Here is a 17,237-nt window from a genome sequence, read left to right as displayed (position 1 = left end):
TGCGCCTTTGGTAATTGCCACGCCTGCGAAGATAGGGCTGGCCAGTGACTTTGAAGGAATTGGGCATGAAGGATCAACCGGCGGAGTCCGCAATTCACTGAAGTGACTGGACCGGGCCGCCGGTAATGACAGGAAAGCTAGGGGGTCAGCCCGGGGCGTCTCGTGGCTGGTTCCCTTCACTGAAAGCGGCCTTCATCTGGTGGACCAGGTCCGGCGAACCCAGCAGCTGAACGGCTGTCATCGCCAGGACCAAGGCGCCATCCACTACAGCCTGGTCTCCCTGTGAACTACCGGCCAGAGCCGACGCTTCCCTGCTGTGAAGGCCAACACCGGCCTCCAATTCGATGACGGGATGGATTGACGGTATGTGCTGGCTGACATTCCCCATGTCGGTCGAGCCTGGCAGGACATGACGGAGAGGAGGCTCGGGCTTCCGGCCAACGCGAAGAAAATTGGACTCAACTAATTGGGCCAGGATTGGATTCGGCGTCATAGCCGCATACGGTGGGGCGGACGAGGTGATCTCCACCGTGGTGCCTGTGGCCAAAGCGGCGCCCCTGGCGCAGTCTGAAACCCGGGGAACGAGGTTGTCCATCAGCAATCTGGTGTCTGGCGCGCGGACAAATGCCCGAATGGAGGCAGTTTCGGGAATGATATTTGGTACATCGCCACCGTGAGTGACGATTGCGTGCACCCGCACATCGGAGGGTAGTTGTTGGCGCAGCAAGCCTATGGCGGTGAGGGTTAGAACGGATGCATCAAGAGCATTGATGCCCTTTTCCGGGCTCACTGCGGCGTGCGCGGCCTTGCCGCGGAAGTTGAAGTCCAGCATGGCACGGGCCAAAGTGGTCATGGCAGACAACGTGTATCCTTCCGGATGGATCAACATTGCAGCATCGATGCCGTCCAAAGCATTGCCGTCCAGCAGCAGAGCCTTACCCCCTCCGCCTTCCTCGCCCGGGCTGCCGATGACCACTACCTTCCCTGGCCACTGCGGATTTTTCATCAACCACCTTTTAGTGAGCAGTGCTGCACCAATTCCGGCTGCTGCGACTATGTTGTGCCCGCAGCCGTGTCCGATCTCTTCCAAGGCATCGTACTCACAGAAGAACGCCAGCGTGGGGCCGCCTTCACTGACTGTGTACTCTGCACGAAACGCCGTGGGTAGACCTGCCAGGTTCTGCGTAACCAGAAAGCCTTCCGAGCTGAGTTTGTCCACCAGAAGTTTGGAGGCGAAGTACTCCTCGAATCTGGTCTCGGGCCGGGAATGGATAGCATGGCTTATGTCCAGAAGGGCTTCGCTGATCCCATCGAGTTCAGCACGCAACAGCTCATCGTCCCTGTGGCCAAAGTCGGGCGTGCCCCCGCGATATGTGGATTCGCCGATCATGCAATTTCTCGATTCTCGTCTGAAGTAAACTCCGTTACATCAGGATCGAGGGAGAATCCAGGCGTCCCCGGAACTGCCCTGAGCAATGACTGAGTGTAGGGATGCTGTGGGGCAGCGAACAGCTCCGACGTCCCGCGATGTTCCACAACCCGACCTTGGTACATGACAGCTACCTCGTCGCTGACCTGCCGAACCACCGCGAGATTGTGGGAGATAAAGATCATTGTCAGGTTCAAATCGCGGCGCAGGCCAGAGATCAGGCTGAGAATTTCGGCTTGGACGGAAACGTCAAGAGCAGAGGTAATTTCATCCGCGATCACCACAGTGGGCTCAGGAATCAGCCCGCGTGCAATGGCTACCCGTTGTCGTTGCCCTCCGGAAAATTCGTGCGGGTACCGGTACATGGCGTCAACGGGCATTTTGACCCGCTCGAGCCATTCGGCAATAACATTCCGGTGTTTCTTGACGTTCGCATGCCGTGGGTCCAGGGCTTCGGCCAGAGCTTCACCGATGGTGTGCCTTGGGTTGAGGGAGGAGAACGGATCCTGCGGGATCATTTGCAGAACTTTCCTCCTGAGCTTCAAGCGTTCGGCGCCCCGCACGGATGAGACATTTACGCCGTTGATCGTGACTGCCCCACCGGTTGGCGTGAGTGTCCCAACCAAGGTCTTGGCGAGCGTTGATTTACCGGATCCTGACTCTCCCACGACGCCCACCGTGCACCCGGCGGGGACATCCATGGAGACGCCGTGCAGGACCTGGACTGAGCTGCGTCCCCAGCCGTACCTCACGTCGAGGTCCTTGATTTCGATGACATTGCGGGGTTCAGACATGGAGTACTCCCTCACTGGAGTCGATGATGGCACGTCTTCGGTCAGGCAAGGGATCGCTGATGTCCGGCGTGGCCGCCAAAAGGGATTGGGTGTACTCGTGCTGCACTTGGTCCACCGTCAGCTTGGCGGCGTCGATCGTTTCTACGATCTCTCCGCGGTACATGACGACCACCCGGTCGCATAGGGCTCGAACAACGCCGATGTCGTGTGAAATGAACATCATGGACGTCCTATAGTCCCGATTAATGCGCTTGAGTTCCCGGAGAATGTCAGCTTGAACGGTGACGTCCAAGGCGGTGGTGGGTTCATCGGCGATGATCAACCGAGGCTCATTTGCCAAGGCGGAGGCGATCATCGCCCGTTGCCGCATGCCGCCTGAGAGCTCGTGGGGGTGTTGCTTCATCCGCAACTCAGGAAGGGTCATCCTTACCATGCGAAGTGATTCAAGAACCCGTCTGCGGGCCTTCGTTTTGGTCATCCCCTTGTGCGTTGTCAGTACCTCTGTGAGCTGTGTCCCCATGCGCAGTGAGGGGTTGAAGGTTGAGCCTGGATCTTGGTAGATCAGCGCCACAGTCTCAGCCATGCGACGTGCAGGAACCGGGCCCAGGAGGTCCAGCTCATCAACCGTCAGCTGCGAAGCCCGTGAAGACAGACCGTCCGGAAGCAACTTCGCCAGAGCCATGGCGGTCAATGTTTTGCCTGATCCGCTTTCACCTACGATCCCAAGGATCTCGCCCTCTTTGATGTCCAAGGAGACCCCCTTGACCAGGGGCACGCACCCTGCTGAGATCTGCAGGTCCCTGATGCTTGCCGCCAAGTTTTTGTCCTCATTCTGCGGCATGACGTTTCCGCTGGAAACGGTCAAGGCAGGTGCACGCTTCATCGATGACCGAGGATTCGCCATGGCGGCAAGACCGTCGCCTATGAGGATCGCGGCGATGCCCGTCATGATGATCAGCGAAGCCGGTCCCACCATCTGGTAGGGACGACCCGCCAGAAGCGATGGGAGCGCTTCGTTGAGGAGTTTGCCCCAGTCGTACGCCGGTGATTGCACGCCAAGGCCCACGAAAGACAGCGCAGAGATTGCGGTCAGCGACTGTGCAAACGTTGATGCTGAAAGCACCAGCAGGGGCTCTGCCATATTCGGCAGCATGTGCTTCACCACGATTCGGGTGTTCTTGACTCCGAGCAGGCGGGCTGTAGTGATGTAGTCCTGCTGGGAGACTTTGGCGGCCAGGTTGCCGGTCAGCCGCGCAAAGTACGGGACGCCGGCAATGCCAATCGCCACCACAGCCGATGTGCCTCCTGCCCCCAGGACAGCAGCCACCACGAGGGCCAAAAGCAGGGCGGGAAAGGCCACCATACCGTCGATCACTCGCAGGCAGACCTCCCGGGTCCGGCCTCTCATGAGCCAGACGCTGGTACCCAGCAGGACCCCTGCCACGACGGCAATGGCCGTGGCGCCGATGGTCATGAGCAGTGTTAGCCGGGTTGCCACCAGGCTGCGGAGCAGCATGTCATGTCCGGCGGTGTCGGTTCCCAGCCAGTGCTCTGCCGAAGGTCCTTGGCGTGATCCAGATTCTTCCGCAGCACTTCCGAAAACAATGGGTGCGACGACGGCGATCACGACTATAGCCAGGAAGAGCAGCAGGCCGGAAATCAACCCTGCGTTCCATGTCATCCGTCTGCTACGCGTTTGCATGGCTACCTCCAAGGTTTCGGGAGTCAATGAGGCCAAGCACGACGTCCACCAGCAAATTGATCGCTGCGGCGATCATGCCGATGACAATGACCATGCCTTGAATGACTGGGTAATCACGGTCAAGAATCGCTTTGATGATTCCCGTTCCAAGCCCGGGGAGTGCGAAAACGGATTCGATGACAATGGCTCCGCCTATCATTCCGCTGAAGATCAGTCCGCTCAGTGTGAGCGTCGTGGTCAGTAAGTTCGGAAGTGCCCACTTCACGTACTGCTTGGAGGCCGGAAGTCGCCATCCTCGTGCTGTTCGCATGTAGTCGTTTTCAAGAACTACAGCAGTCTCGCGCCGAACTACTCTGGACACGGTGCAAATCGGCCCGATGACGAGTGCTGCCACCGGGAGCATGAAGGATTCAGCTACCATTCTGGTGGAGTAAGCGGGTGGAAGCATCGGGAAGATTCCAATGCCCAAAGCGAAGAGAACCACAAGGAACGTGGCCACGATGTATCCCGGGATGGAATCGAGGAAGCCCGTGACGACTCCGAACCCGGTATCCAACCAGTTCCGCCTACCGCCTCGGGTGAGCAGTCCCACAAGCATGCCTAGTGGGATGGCGATCAACAGCACAGTGACAATGCCTGCGACTGCGATTGTTGCTGTGAATGGCAAACGGCTCAAAATGACGGTGGCCACGGGTTGGCGGTAAATGAACGATGTTCCCAGATCACCGGACAGCACCTGGCCCATGTAAGTTATGAACTGCTGAGCAAGGGGAAGATCAAGGCCCAGTTCCTGGCGAACCCGCTCAACATCGGCAAGGTCGGCGTCGGCACCGGCGATAGCGAAAGCCGGGTCGCCAGGAATAAGTTGAACGATCAGGAAGGACACCACCACCAGAGCCAGGAACGTGACGATAAGGCTCGCTCCGCGCCGGATAGCGAAGGACAGCCAAGGAGGCATTGCCCTTGGCGGTGTCTGCACAGCGTTGGGCGGTGGAAATGCTTCGAGGACAGAGGCCTCTGAAGATTGAACCCCCCGGTTTGTGTTTTCAGTCATCTCAAAGCTGCTTTCAAACTGGGATGGAAATGCTATTTGTCGATCCGAATCGTGGCTGGGTCCATGTATTCACCAAACTGGCGAATGCTGAATCCTTTGGCAGCGACGGTGACAAACGGCAGGGTGGCCAGGGGAACGGCGTCTACACGCTCGAGGAAGGAAGTCTGTGCTTTCATGAATGCGTCGCACTGCTTTTCTGCATCAACGGCATTCATGCCTGCCACGAGAGCCGCGTAGCCTTCCTCATTGACGGCGCCGGTTTTGTTGCGGCCTCCGGTCTCGGAAGGAGGGCCCATCACCCGTAGCAAAGAAGAAGGCAAGGTGCCCATCAGGTTGTTGTCGCCTTGGACGTTGATATCCCAGTCGGTGCCGCCCTTGCCCGTCAGTGCAGACCACGCGCCATTGTCCAGTGACTTCACGTCCACATCGGCTCCGGCCTTGCGAAGGGCTTCGGCAACATATTCATTTCCTTCCGTCAGGAAGGTGGTGCCCACAATGCGGATCTTGACTCCGGCTAGGACCTTGGCTGCGGCATCAGGGTCAAGAGGCGTGATTAGGGCAGTATCCGTGTTCACGCACTTGATGTTTTCCGATCCGACAGAGAGGATCGGCTTTCCCCTCGAGTCGCTAATGATATCGCTGAAGGCCTTTGGGTCGATCGCTTGAGCGACTGCCTTTCGAAGGTCGGGCCTGTCAGCAAACGCGGTGCCCGGACGTTCGTTGAAGAGTATGTACGTGGTGTTGTTAGCCGCGCTTTGCTGGGTGAATCCATCGTTGTCTTTGAAACGGGCAACGTTTTCGTCGGCCACGCCTCCGATGTCCAAGCTGCCAGCGAGCAATTGGGTGGCGATCGTCGAGTATTCGCTGATCGGTGTGAAGACCAGGTTCTTCGCTGGAGTGCCTTCCAAGGGTTTGCTGAACGCGGGCCATGCACTGTAGTCGCCCCGGAGTGCGAGCTCATACTTAACAGCCGGTTGGGCAGATTCCACGGTGTAAGGTCCCGAGAAGGCACCCTGAACGGTGCCAGCAGACAAGCCCTTGAGATCAGCGAGACCGGCCGGACAAACGATGCCTGATTGTGGCAGGGCCAGCCCGGTGAGGAAATCAGACCATCCGGCCGACAGCGTCACTTTGACGATCTTGGCAGCGTCGTCCGCGGCGAAAGTGGCTTTCGCGGCTCCAAATGCGAGGGACCGGCCAGACGAGCCGGTCTCAGGCGACGCGAATCGGCTGAGGGAAGCCGCCACCACGGCCGGCGTAATAAGTGTGCCATCGGCACACTTTGCATCGTCGCGGATCTGGAGCGTGTAGTTGGATGCATCGACTGCTTCCCACTTGCTGGCTAGGCCCCCGACCAAGGCTCCATCGTCGTCTTTGCGGAGGAGAGTGTCGAAAAGAAGCGGAGCCATAGTGTAGTCATCCGCGCCTCGTGCAAGCGTGGGGTCAAAGGATGACGGATCAGTGGTGAGAGACATGTTCACGGTGTCCGTCGCGGCCGTAGCGCCGCCATCGGCGCCGCCACTGCAGCCGGAAACCACGAAGACGGCCGCGGTAACGGCGGCAACTGAAAAATACGCGCGGTGATGCATTCGATCTCCTAGGTGGGTACTTAAGCCGGGGCCCAAGGAATGTGCTTTCAAGCCTAGGGGAGCCGCCACGTACGGGGTGTTTTCTGTCACACAAGTGCAAGATATTGCCATTTCCAGCAATAAGGGCGCATGATCCTGTTCATGGCGGACGCTCTGGATTTCCAAATTATCAACGCACTGCAGATTCACCCCCGGGTTTCCTGGGCTCAGCTCAGCAAGGTCCTGGCTGTAGATGCTTCCACAATCTCCCGGCGATGGAGCACTCTGGTTTCCGAAAGACGGGCGTGGATGACCTGCTACGACAGTGGTGCGCAGAAGACGCGTAATGGTGGTGTGTCCGCGCTCGTAGAAGTGCGCTGCATATCCGGCCGTCGCGGCGAGGTGATTGAAGAGCTGGCCAACAAGCCCCCGATCTTTAGTGTCAATTGCACTTCTGGATCACGCGATCTGTTCGTACTTATCTCCACACCCAGCCTCGTCGAAACTGATCGCTACGTTGATGAGCATATAGCCTCGATACCCGGGATAATCGCCACCCAAACCCATTACCTGCGCAAGGTGTTCTTCGAGGGTTCGAGTTGGCGTCTTCAAGCGCTCAGCCCCGCGCAAATCAAGGCGCTTGAAAATCTGAAGCCTCCAGCGAAGAGCGTGGAGCGGAAAGCCTCCTACCAAGAAATCATCAAGGCACTCGAGACTGACGCTCGCAGAACAGCGGCTGATGTCCAAGCCGAGACCGGGAGGTCAAGTGCGGTAGTTGCACGGGATATTGAGGCCGTGCTCTCCGCCGACTGGGTGCGTTGGCAGGTCGACTTCGCGCAGCAACTCATGGGATGGTCAGCTGCGGCGGTGTTGTGGCTCAACGTCAACCGAACCGATCAGGACCGAGTGGTGGACTCCCTGACGAGGTTGAACCAAGCCCGGTTCTGCGCCTTGGTGACAGGCCAGGCAAACCTTGCGGTCCTTCTTTGGCTTCATGATTTGGAAGAGTTGGACAACATCGAGCACAGGATCACGTCCGCATATCCGCATATTGAGATCCATGACCGCTGGATCGTTCCCCGGATTGCGAAGAGACTGGGTCATATTCTAGAAGTCGATAGTAGTCACCGGAGATTTGTTCCACTGAACGGAAACGAGAATGTTCTTGAGGTTTGATCTGCCAGGGTGCGCCGTGTGAAGCAAACAATAACTGGCGCCAAACTACCGATCTCACGGCAGTTCGCCGTGCACGTAAGGGCCGGGCCTCTCCCAGATCTCCAACGTAGCAGTCGCACCGAAGGCTCTGTTCAAAAAGTCTCAGAATAATCATGCAGCCTCTATCCACGGCTGCAACGGAAATCAGAAATGACGAGCCATGAGCGATCGTTGCTGTGTTGCTAGGAAACGTTGAATGGGTTCTGACGCTGTGTTCCTTAGGTTTAGGACGAGTTGTTGCGCGTCTTCTCCGGGCTCAAGAGTCGTTGCCGCGATCGCTGCGCGACTCATTGGCTGATCAGCCTAAAGAAGTTGGCGAGATGGGTCCATGCGTATCCTCATCGCCACGGACAAGTTCAAGGGATCACTGACCGCCGCCGAAGCCGCGTCAGCCATGGCCGAAGGCGCCCTCCGTGTTTACCAGGGTGCCATGACCACCCAGCTCCCGGTGGCCGACAGTGGCGAAGGCACGCTGGATGCCGCTATCGCCGCCGGCTAAGAAGAGCGAAACAACGCAGTCGTGGGCCCCATCCTTAAGCCTGTCGGAGCTTCCTGGGCGATCCGCAAGGACGCTTTAGGCGGGGCCGGCGCCGTCACTGAGACCGCGATGGCTTCAGGCCTGGCGCACATCGCTCAGAGCACTTCTATGTGCGCCCTGACGTGGCTGCCATCGTCGGAGAGCCAGCCCTTACCGGCGGCATAGACCAGCATGTTGGCAAAGCGATAGTTCCAACCCATACCGATACGGCCGGCGCATTCGTTCTTGAGCCAGGCCACGGACACAAGAACACCGTCATCATCCAGTCGGCCAGCGGAGCTTGATGAGAGCAGTTCCGGCAGCGCTGCTCGGGCATTCTCCGCCAGTGATACCTTGAACTTGGTGCAGTCATCGGGTTCATCCAGGGCTATGGATCCCGGGCTGACTCGTACGTGCATGCGGCTCTCCTTTTGGGCTGATCGTGGGATTCCACTATGCCCAGCGGCCTTCCCGAGCCGGAAGACGAGCTTTTTGATACAGGGTATTCGCTCCGCTTATGCCGGCTCATGCCCAGTGGCGGCCGGTACCCTCGCTTGCAGGTAGGAGGCCACCATCTCAGAGAGATTGGAGGCTATATCTTCCCAAGCCAGATCACCACCGCCCTCCTCAGTGCTCCCGAGGCCTAGCCTCCGCGCCACAACGCTGTACACCACGTTGAAGCACCAGTCGATGCCTGATTGGTCCAGGGTCGCCAGTTGCCAGCTTGCCAGGACTCGGCAGAAGTGTCCGTCGAGCGCTGCATGTGATGCGATGCCCCGGCGTGAAATGGCGGGATCATGAGTGGCACGGAGCATGAATGGCCGCAGGATATCTGCATAGCGCACCAGCACCGCGATCACCTGATCTATGGCCTCCCGGGCTACATCCTGCAGCTCTGCGGCTGGCCGTAGTGGCAGCGGGGCAAACAGGTGCTCGGACACGGCGTCGATGTCGTCCATTTTGCGGTCGTGGGCGACGCTAAGCAATCTGTCCTTGCCGTCGAAGCGGGCATAGATCGAGCCGATGGATACCCCCGAGCGGCTGCTGACCTCGGCCAAGGTGAACTCATCGTTGCCGCGCTCTTGGAGCAGCGCCAGGGCCGCTTCAATCGTCTTTTCGAACGATTCGCGGCTCCTGGCCTGCTTGGGCTCACGGTAGGTGCTGTCCGGAGGAGTCACACCCCGATCCTACAGGCGATGCCCGGGCTGCCCGCGTCGCGCGCCACACGGAGTTCCCACTCTCCGCGTGGGATGGTCCAGTTGGAAGCTTCAGCATTCCACCGGCGGAAGCTGAGGGGATCAAGGACTACGTGGACGGTGGTGGAGTCGCCGGCATCCAGATGAACGGTGGCGAATCCCACCAGCCGTGATTCGTCCTCGCCCGGGGCTTTGCCGTAGACCTGAACGATGTCCCGGCCCGCAGCCTGACCGACGTTGCGAACCGTGACCTCAATGAACAATCCGTCGACGCCGTCCACTGGGAAGCTGACCGGGTTCGGCGGGACCGGGCCTGCCTGCGCTCCCTCGAGCTCGAACGTCGTATATCCGAGACCGTAGCCAAACGGATACTTCGGCGCCCTGCCCGTGGCCTCGAAGTGTCGGTAGCCTAGCGGCTCTCCGGCGGCATAATCGAGGGTGAGGTCTACGTCAAGGCCGACACCCCAACCTGGAATGTCTTCGTTGTTTTTGGGGAACGACAAGGGAAGCCGCCCGCAGGGGGCGGAGCGGCCGGTCAGGACAGCAGCCAAAGCCGGTCCAAATTCCTGGCCCGGGAACCATGCCATGAGAATGGCTTGCACGTCGCCGGACCAAGGGAGGAGCACCGCCCGGGACGCATTAACCACGGCGACCGTGGCGGGATTGGCGGCGGCTACAGCACCTAGTAAACGGTCGCAGGCAGGCTCAAGTGCCGCCGTCGACCGGTCAGCGCTCTCCCTCGAAGACCCCTGTTCGTCGCCTATTACGGCGATGACGACGTCGGCTCGCCTGGCCAGGTCCACAGCGTCAGCCAGCAGGTCGGATCCTGTCTCCGGTATGGCTACCGCTGTGATGGCTTGAACTCGGCCGGGCTGGAAGGCCATTTCGATGACGACGTGGCTGGCGCCGCCGGGCAAGTCAACAGGCACTTGCGTGGTTTCCGCGCGGGCCACCACACCCATGACATCGTCCGGGGCAGGGGGTGGTACTTCCAGTACGTTAGTGCCGTTGACCATCAGGGAGGTGATCCCGGTGCCGCCTGCTCCAAGCTCCCATCGCGCAGCTTCCGGCAGGTGAAGCTGCGCGGTGATCCTTGCCCGGCCGGGTACTCCGGCGCCGAGCCCGGGGACTGGGCCGAACCATACGAACGATGATGCACGGCGAACTTCACTGTACACAACGCGGTCGGGCCCGTCAGTGGCCGGCAGCAGGATTTCCAGGAGGGCCCCGGGGCTACCGTCAGGGGAGGTGCTGCCCAGTTCCGTCAGGGACAGCGGTGCCGAAGGTGCCGCCCCCGGTGCGTAGAGCACGTTCACTTCCGGGCCAAACGCATCGTGGATGGCATCGAGGGGTGTCACAACGTCTCCCTGGGGCCTCACCGTGGCGAAGGTCCCGCCTTGGAAGCAGGGGTTCACGGCATTGGGACCGACCACCGCTACGGTGCGGACCGTTTCGGGGTTCAAGGGCAGGAGTCCATCCCGGTTTTCCAGCATCACAAACGATTCGGCGGCGGCACGCTGGAGTAGTTCGCGTTGTTCCTCTCCGCTGCGCAGCCGCGCAGGTGCCGGAAGGGGCTGCCCGCTCCGTCGGCCGGTACGGTCCGCGAGCAGGGTAACGCGCTCGACGGCGTCGCGCAGACGTTCCGCGGGAACGTTGCCATCGGTAACAGCCTGGGCGAATCGTTGACCAAGGAACGTCGCGGGTCCTGGCATCTCAAGGTCAAGTCCGGCGTTCGCGGCGTCCAGGGTGTTGTCCACCCCGTACCAGTCGGAGACCACCACGCCGTCGTACGTCCACTCGTCCTTGAGGATGCCGATCAGCTCTGCATGCTGTGAGCAATGGAGGCCATTAACACGGTTGTAGGCCATCATCAACATCCACGGATTGGCCAGCCGCACAGCAGTTTCGAACGGCCTCAGGTAGGTCTCCCGCAAGGGGATGGACTCCACGCTGGAGTTCATCCTGCGGCGTTCCTTTTCGGTGTCGTTTGCCACCACGTGTTTGGCGCAGGAGCCCACGCCTTGGGACTGGACACCCTCCACCCACGCGGCACCCAGAACGCCGGTAAGCAACGGATCTTCGGAGAACATCTCGAAGCCGCGGCCCGTCAAGGGGGAGCGGGGCATGTTCAGGTTGGGACCCAGGATTGCTGAAACTCCGCGTTCGACGCCTTGCTGACCTATGAGCTCACCGATCTCGGTAACAAGGTCCGGGTTCCAGGTGGCGGCCAGAGCTGTGCCCGACGGCATGAGGAGGGCTGTGTCCCGTTCGTCCATGGCTTTGCTGACGATGCCCAAAGGGCCGTCCAGCAGCACCATCTCTTCCACGCCCAAGTCCGGGCTGGCCGTGGTGCTCCAGCCGTTGAGGCCGCCAGTTAGCTCGGCGCCAACCAGCACTGATTCGCCGGATTCGTGTGGCGCCGTGTCAGTTGCTGCTCGGGCCGTCACAGCGCAGCTGCTTTCTCAAGTTCGTTGGCGCGGAGGAGGGGCTGGACGCGGTCAGCGAACAACTGCATGGACTGGGCTGTGAAGCGCTGCCGTTCTTCGGTGAGGGGACCGCCCATCATGGCCATCAACACATTGCCAATGCCCAGGTCTGCGTACTTCTGAAGTTCGGCGGCCACGGTCTCCGGGCTGCCGTAGAGGCACCAGGTTCCCTTGTAGCCGGCCGTCCGGGCATCCGGGGTTGGGCGCAGGTCCACGCCGCTGATCGCCTCAGCCGCTTTGTTGGCGATGTACTCGTGTTCCACCGTCTCCTGGTACTGGGCAAGGATAACGTCCATCTCGGCAGCGGCCTGCTCATCCGTCTCGGCAATGTGGACGTGCTGATACGAATGTGTGGTCCACTCCAGAGCGGCAGCGATAGCTTCCTCAGAATGGCCGGCAGCCTCAAGCGCCGTCCGATAAGTGGCAAAGTTCCGCTTGACTTCTTCGTAGGCATTGCCGCTGTCAATGACGGGTGGGGTGAACGCCAGGATGAATGCCGGCTGTGCTTTCCTGGCGGCTCGCTCGACACTCGATGGGCGAGCCGCAACTGACATTACGCAGGGTTCGGGCTTGCTGAAGGGAGTAGGGACGATGCGGGAAACGACGGCGCCGCGATAGTGACCGTTGTCGAAGGACACAGGTTGGTCTTCAGGCTTTTTGGCCCATAGTTTTTCGACGATCTCCAGGTTCTCATTGGCCAGCCGTGAGCTGTCTTGGTAGTTGACGCCGAAGCCGATCATCTCCTCGGGGGTCGTGCCACTTCCGACACCCACCAACAGTTTGCCGTCCGTCAGTTGGTCCAGGATGGCCAGGCGTTCGGCGAAGCGGACCGGGTGGTGCAGGGCCAGGGTCTGCACAGAGAAACCGAAATGCATCCGCTCAAGTTTGCCCGCCAGAAAGGCGGAAAAGACGAACGGATCACTGGCGGGAGGGGCGTAGCCGGTGAAGTGGTGGTCCGGCATGAACACCGCGTCAAAACCCTTCTGCTCGGCGTCCACAGCATGTTCGATCATTGCTTTCATGACGGGGCGATCCTCTTCCGGGCCGCGGGAACGGGACGTGAGGAACAGGGAAAAATGCATGGAAACTCCTATATGTCTGTTGAAACAAGGGGCGGGCGGTCTAGGACCGCGGTGGATAGTTCTGGGACCGGGGCGAAGTCAGTGTCCGCGTTCACGGGATCGTGAGGGTTGATGGGCTTTAGCCTGGCCCCGGCTGAGGCAACCAACCGGCGGAACCACTGGTGTCCGGGGTCGGCGGATTTGGAGGGGTGCCACCAAGCGCATTCCACCAACGTGGGCAGGCTGATGGGCAATCGCATGATCTGAATGTCAGCCACCGCGGCGAGCTTCAGAGCTATGCGCTCCTGAACCAGGGCCAGCCGGTCCGTCCCAGTGACCGCGAACGGAAGCATCAGAAAAGTGTCCACAATAACGTCTGTGCGTTCACCCAACTGCAGGTCGTAGACGCGCCGGTCGGCCAGGGTTGAGTTCACCTCGGTACCGAATAGCCTCGCCCATCTGGCGTCACGCATATCAGCAACTGTCAGCTCACGGTTCTGAGTGCCCGATCCAGTGACGCACACCCAGTTGTCCGTGAACAGTTCTGTGTGGGGATACCCGGAGAAATGGCCCTTGGGAATCAGAATCAGGTCCGCGGCCTGAAGGGTATCCTTGATTCGTTCCACCGCGAACGGAGTCACTGCGTCAAAGTGGACTTGAACGCCCGGTGCTGCTTCCCGCAGCATGGGCATCAGCTCCTCGGATAGTGCGGTCAAGCAGTAGTCCGAGGTAACCACCCGGAAGCTCCGGGTGGAGGACATCGGATCAAATACCGCCTGAGTGTCAAAGGTCCGCTCCACCCGCCTGAGGATGTCTGCTACGTCGTCCTTGAGGACCTGCGCCAAGGGCGTCAATTCGTAGGCAGACCCCACGCGGGTCAGCAGTTCATCGTCAAACTGCCGGCGCAGGCGCTGCAATGATGAGCTCATGGCGGGTTGGCTGATACCGATCCGTGCTCCAGCCCGGGTGACATTCCGCTCCAAGAGCAGAGCATCGAGGGCCACCAGCAGGTTCAGGTCGGCTGTCAGCAAATTGACCACGGGAACTCCGATGTCCAGGGGATCGACTTAGCTATTGAGGCGTCATCGACCCAAAATCACGAATTAGAATACTGATACTAATTATGAGTCATGCGGTATCCGACGGTCAATGGCTCCGTCAGCAGCCGGATTGGTCAGCGAGGATATTCACCGCCGATGCTGCGGGTGATGGCTTCTGCGGTTGCCAGCATTCTGTCCCTGCACTCCAACAACGCCTCCGCGGACTCAGTGCCGGAGAAGCCGTTGACGGTCACGGTGATGGCCACCTGTCCGGCGGCATCGAAAACGGGAGCGTGCAACGATGTGACGCCGTCCGGATTATCGATGGTTGCCGGTCCCGATGCTTTAAGGTGAGCCAGCAGTTTTGGCAGTACCCCGCTCAGGTCCGGGGCTTCGCTGTCGCTCGGCGCCAGAACGATTCGCTCGAACTCCGCCGCAGCGCCTACGTCTACCGAGACGGAGTATCCTCTGGCCCGCGCCTGCGTCAGCTCGGAACGGGCGAGGTCTGGGTCCACATTTCCAATGATGTCCTGAGCGTTATCAAGCCACCGGGCTTCAGCAACGTCGCCGGCCCAGGCCACGTGAAGCGGCGCCAAAGGAGCGGCAAGTCCAAACGAGACACCTACCCGCGACGGCGAACCGCCCGCGGATTTGTCCACTCCAGCAGCCGCCAGGACCACCAACGAATCCTCCACCACTCCACTCACCATGACTTCCAGGTTCAGCTCTGCGGCAAGAGCCTCGATTTCAGGGCGGGCGGCATCGGCGGCTTTGACATGGCGCGTCAACGCCGTCGCGGGGGAAATGATTGAGGGAATGCTGAACGAGCCGTATCCCCCTCGGAGGAAAAGGAGGGGCAAGTCTTTTGAGGCTCCTACGCCGAGGGCGTTCACCTTACCGATCACGATGTCGTGGTCGCCGGCGCGAATCACGTCGACGATCTCACAGTCGACCCACGCTGCGGCGTCCACCAGCCGTGGGCTCCCCGACGGAGTTTGCGCCCACTCACTGGCAGAGAATCGGTCCTCGGCTTTGCGTGAAAAGGCGCGGCATACGTCCTGCTGGCCCGCCGTGAGAATGTTGGCGCAGAACGAGCCAGCCTCGCGGATCTTAGGCCAGCTGGTGGAGCGCACATCAGGCATGAATGCCACCAGCGGCGGTTCCAAGGAGACGGAGCTGAATGTACCGACCACCATTCCTGCGGCTTCGCCGGCGTCGCTGGTGGCGGTAATGAGGGTCACCCCGGTTGGGTATTGGCCCAGCACGTATCGGAACCAAGCCGCGTTCTCCGGGCTGGTTTCCTGCGTTTCGGCCGTAATCTGCGCATTGGCTGTTGTCATGGAAGTTCTCCTCCTCGTTGAGATCCCCTTCAGTAAACGGTGCCGTGGGACATGCAGGGAAATAGTTCCCGGGTATGCGCCCTATCGGATTTTCCGATGCCAGGAATTCTTGACCTGCGACCAATCCGCGATGGTAGCTTCGACAAGACGCTGGGACCCGAAAGGGTCCGTCGGCCGGGGCGGATGTTCCCCGTACGCGCAGCTGGCCGGTGTCGAGCCAGTCTTCTGGCTTAGCCAAAAAGAGGTTGCGGTGCGCCGTTCCGATCCACACTTGTCTCCTGCGCTCAACCCGTCCGTCGAGGCGAGTCCTGCGTCCGCGACGCACGTGAGTGCGGGCGTTTCAGTGGTCCGTATCGGACCCACCTACGCGGCCCTGCTGATCATCGTCTTGTTAGGCGCCTTGGACCACACCATCGTGGCGACGGCCTTACCCACTATCATCGGCGAGCTCGACGGTGCCAGCCACATGGCGTGGATCGTCACTGCCTACGCCCTGGCCATGGCCGTGGGCATGCCCGTGTTCGGCAGACTGGGGGACCGGTTCGGCCGTTCCATACTCGTGATGGTGGCGCTCGCAGTCTTCCTGGGAGCTTCTGTGTTGTGCGGATTTGCTCAGGACATGATTCAACTGGCAATCTTCCGCGGGCTGCAGGGTCTTGGTGGAGCCGGCCTTGCCGTCCTGCCGGCGGCCATCATTGCCGACCTCGTTCCGCCAAGGCAACGACCGAAATACCTCGGTCCCTTAGGGTCAGTGTTTGGCATCGCGACCATAGTCAGTCCTTTGGTGGGCGGAGCCATAACTGATTCGGTGGGCTGGCGATGGATCTTCTGGATTAACCTCCCCATCGGTCTGCTGGCACTGGCTATGGCCTTCTCCCTTCGCCGCCTCCGGACCTCCCGCGGCAAAGGCGGGGTGGACTGGCTTGGGACATTGCTGGTGGTCATCTTTACGTGTTCGCTGGTGGCTGTTGCCACGAGCCTCACGGGTCAGGAGTCCCCGGCGTGGCTGGTTTGGTCCCTTGGTGGTGCCACAGTTCTTGCTGGTGGTCTGTTCATTGCCGTGGAAATCCGTTCGGACCATCCCCTGATCCCCATGACGATGTTCCGCAGTTGGCCGGTAGTAAGTGCTGCCAGCTTGGGGCTGGTCATTGGGGCGGGGCTTTTCAGTGTTGTGGCTTATTTGCCCACCTACGTTCAGATGGTCTACTCAACGTCGGCATCAACGGCCGGACTCATCCTGCTGCCCATGGTGCTGGGCATGATGTTTTCGAGCAACCTCAGTGGCTGGATTGTCACCAGAACCGGCCGGTACAAGATCTTTCCCCTCGTCGGCTGCACACTGGCAGCTGCAGCCGCTGTGGGTTTGCGTCTTCTGCAGCCGGAGACTCCGCTGCCCGTGGTGGGGTTGTTGTTGGCCGTTCTGGGTCTGGCCGTCGGAAGTTTCATGCAAGTCACTGTTGTAGCAGCACAGAATGCCATGCCGCACTCTGTGGTTGGAGGAGTGACAGCCTCCTTGGGCTATCTCAAGGAATTGGGAGTCACCGTTGGAACCGCAGTCTTCGGTGGTCTCTTCGCGGCTCAATTGGCATCAGGCGCCGTCGGGAACCGTCTGGGGCTGGACCCTGCGACTGTTACCGATCCGGCCGCGGGCTTTGGTTTGACGGCTTCACAGAAGGCAGGTGTGGCGGAGATCTATGCAAACGCTTTTCTGCCAATTTTCGCTTTGCTGGCCGTCATTTTCGCGGCTGGCGCTGTGGTGTCGTTCCTTATGCCTGAGCAGCGGCTGGCGGAGACCGCGAAGGCTGACTGACTGGCAGCTACTGACCCTGGGTAGA

General features: G+C 60.3%; 13 protein-coding genes and 1 pseudogene. 3 read left to right on the top strand and 11 right to left on the bottom strand.

Translation table 11 applies throughout. From position 1 onward, the window contains the following. Positions 1 to 145: 145 nt before the first annotated feature. The 5 genes from M1D51_RS11995 to M1D51_RS11975 form a co-directional block, all read right to left on the bottom strand. Positions 146 to 1,390: a M20 family metallopeptidase gene (locus M1D51_RS11995; protein WP_458106641.1), complete on the bottom strand. Its 1,245-nt coding sequence runs from the start codon at positions 1,388 to 1,390 to the stop codon at positions 146 to 148. Further along, entirely contained in the window at positions 1,387 to 2,223 is an 837-nt protein-coding gene (locus M1D51_RS11990; protein ID WP_458106640.1) for an ABC transporter ATP-binding protein, read from the bottom strand. The genes M1D51_RS11995 and M1D51_RS11990 overlap by 4 nt, the downstream gene beginning before the upstream one ends. Further along, entirely contained in the window at positions 2,216 to 3,904 is a 1,689-nt protein-coding gene (locus M1D51_RS11985) for a dipeptide/oligopeptide/nickel ABC transporter permease/ATP-binding protein (RefSeq protein WP_458106639.1), read from the bottom strand. The genes M1D51_RS11990 and M1D51_RS11985 overlap by 8 nt, the downstream gene beginning before the upstream one ends. 7 nt (positions 3,905 to 3,911) lie before the next feature. Then, complete coding sequence (locus M1D51_RS11980; RefSeq protein WP_458106638.1) at positions 3,912 to 4,883, bottom strand: ABC transporter permease; 972 nt, start codon at positions 4,881 to 4,883, stop codon at positions 3,912 to 3,914. 128 nt (positions 4,884 to 5,011) lie between these two features. Further along, on the bottom strand, positions 5,012 to 6,568 hold the full coding sequence (locus M1D51_RS11975) for an ABC transporter substrate-binding protein (RefSeq protein WP_458106637.1): 1,557 nt from the start codon (positions 6,566 to 6,568) through the stop codon (positions 5,012 to 5,014). Positions 6,569 to 6,697: 129 nt separating this feature from the next. On the opposite strand from M1D51_RS11975, the gene M1D51_RS11970 reads away from it, so the two are divergent. Continuing rightward, positions 6,698 to 7,723 (top strand): Lrp/AsnC family transcriptional regulator, encoded by a 1,026-nt coding sequence (locus M1D51_RS11970; RefSeq protein ID WP_458106636.1) that lies wholly within the window; start codon positions 6,698 to 6,700, stop codon positions 7,721 to 7,723. A 367-nt stretch (positions 7,724 to 8,090) separates the two neighbouring features. Next, positions 8,091 to 8,393, top strand: a pseudogene (locus M1D51_RS11965) (glycerate kinase); the annotation flags it as partial. A gap of 2 nt (positions 8,394 to 8,395) precedes the next feature. Here the strand turns inward: M1D51_RS11965 and M1D51_RS11960 are convergent. The 6 genes from M1D51_RS11960 to M1D51_RS11935 all read right to left on the bottom strand — a co-directional run bounded on the left by M1D51_RS11960 (position 8,396) and on the right by M1D51_RS11935 (position 15,402). Beyond that, complete coding sequence (locus tag M1D51_RS11960; protein ID WP_458106635.1) at positions 8,396 to 8,698, bottom strand: hypothetical protein; 303 nt, start codon at positions 8,696 to 8,698, stop codon at positions 8,396 to 8,398. Between the two features lie 96 nt (positions 8,699 to 8,794). Continuing rightward, complete coding sequence (locus M1D51_RS11955) at positions 8,795 to 9,457, bottom strand: TetR/AcrR family transcriptional regulator (RefSeq protein ID WP_458106634.1); 663 nt, start codon at positions 9,455 to 9,457, stop codon at positions 8,795 to 8,797. Continuing rightward, the gene (locus M1D51_RS11950) at positions 9,454 to 11,922 is read right to left on the bottom strand and encodes a beta-glucosidase (protein ID WP_458106633.1); all 2,469 of its coding nucleotides are present in this window, start codon (positions 11,920 to 11,922) and stop codon (positions 9,454 to 9,456) included. Before M1D51_RS11950 ends, M1D51_RS11955 begins: the two co-directional genes overlap by 4 nt. After that, a complete protein-coding gene (locus tag M1D51_RS11945) occupies positions 11,919 to 13,043 on the bottom strand; it encodes an LLM class flavin-dependent oxidoreductase (protein WP_458106632.1) in 1,125 nt (374 codons plus the stop codon). The genes M1D51_RS11950 and M1D51_RS11945 overlap by 4 nt, the downstream gene beginning before the upstream one ends. 8 nt (positions 13,044 to 13,051) lie before the next feature. Then, positions 13,052 to 14,062, bottom strand: a complete 1,011-nt coding sequence (locus tag M1D51_RS11940) for a LysR family transcriptional regulator (protein WP_458106631.1) — start codon at positions 14,060 to 14,062, stop codon at positions 13,052 to 13,054. A 134-nt stretch (positions 14,063 to 14,196) separates the two neighbouring features. Then, complete coding sequence (locus tag M1D51_RS11935) at positions 14,197 to 15,402, bottom strand: flavin reductase (protein ID WP_458106630.1); 1,206 nt, start codon at positions 15,400 to 15,402, stop codon at positions 14,197 to 14,199. Between the two features lie 250 nt (positions 15,403 to 15,652). On the opposite strand from M1D51_RS11935, the gene M1D51_RS11930 reads away from it, so the two are divergent. Next, on the top strand, positions 15,653 to 17,212 hold the full coding sequence (locus M1D51_RS11930) for an MFS transporter (RefSeq protein WP_458106629.1): 1,560 nt from the start codon (positions 15,653 to 15,655) through the stop codon (positions 17,210 to 17,212). Positions 17,213 to 17,237 lie beyond the last annotated feature (25 nt).

The organism is Arthrobacter sp. R3-55 (genome assembly GCF_054161505.1).
The sequence above is the reverse complement of the archived record's forward strand: the minus strand, read 5'-3'. Positions and strand labels throughout refer to the sequence as shown.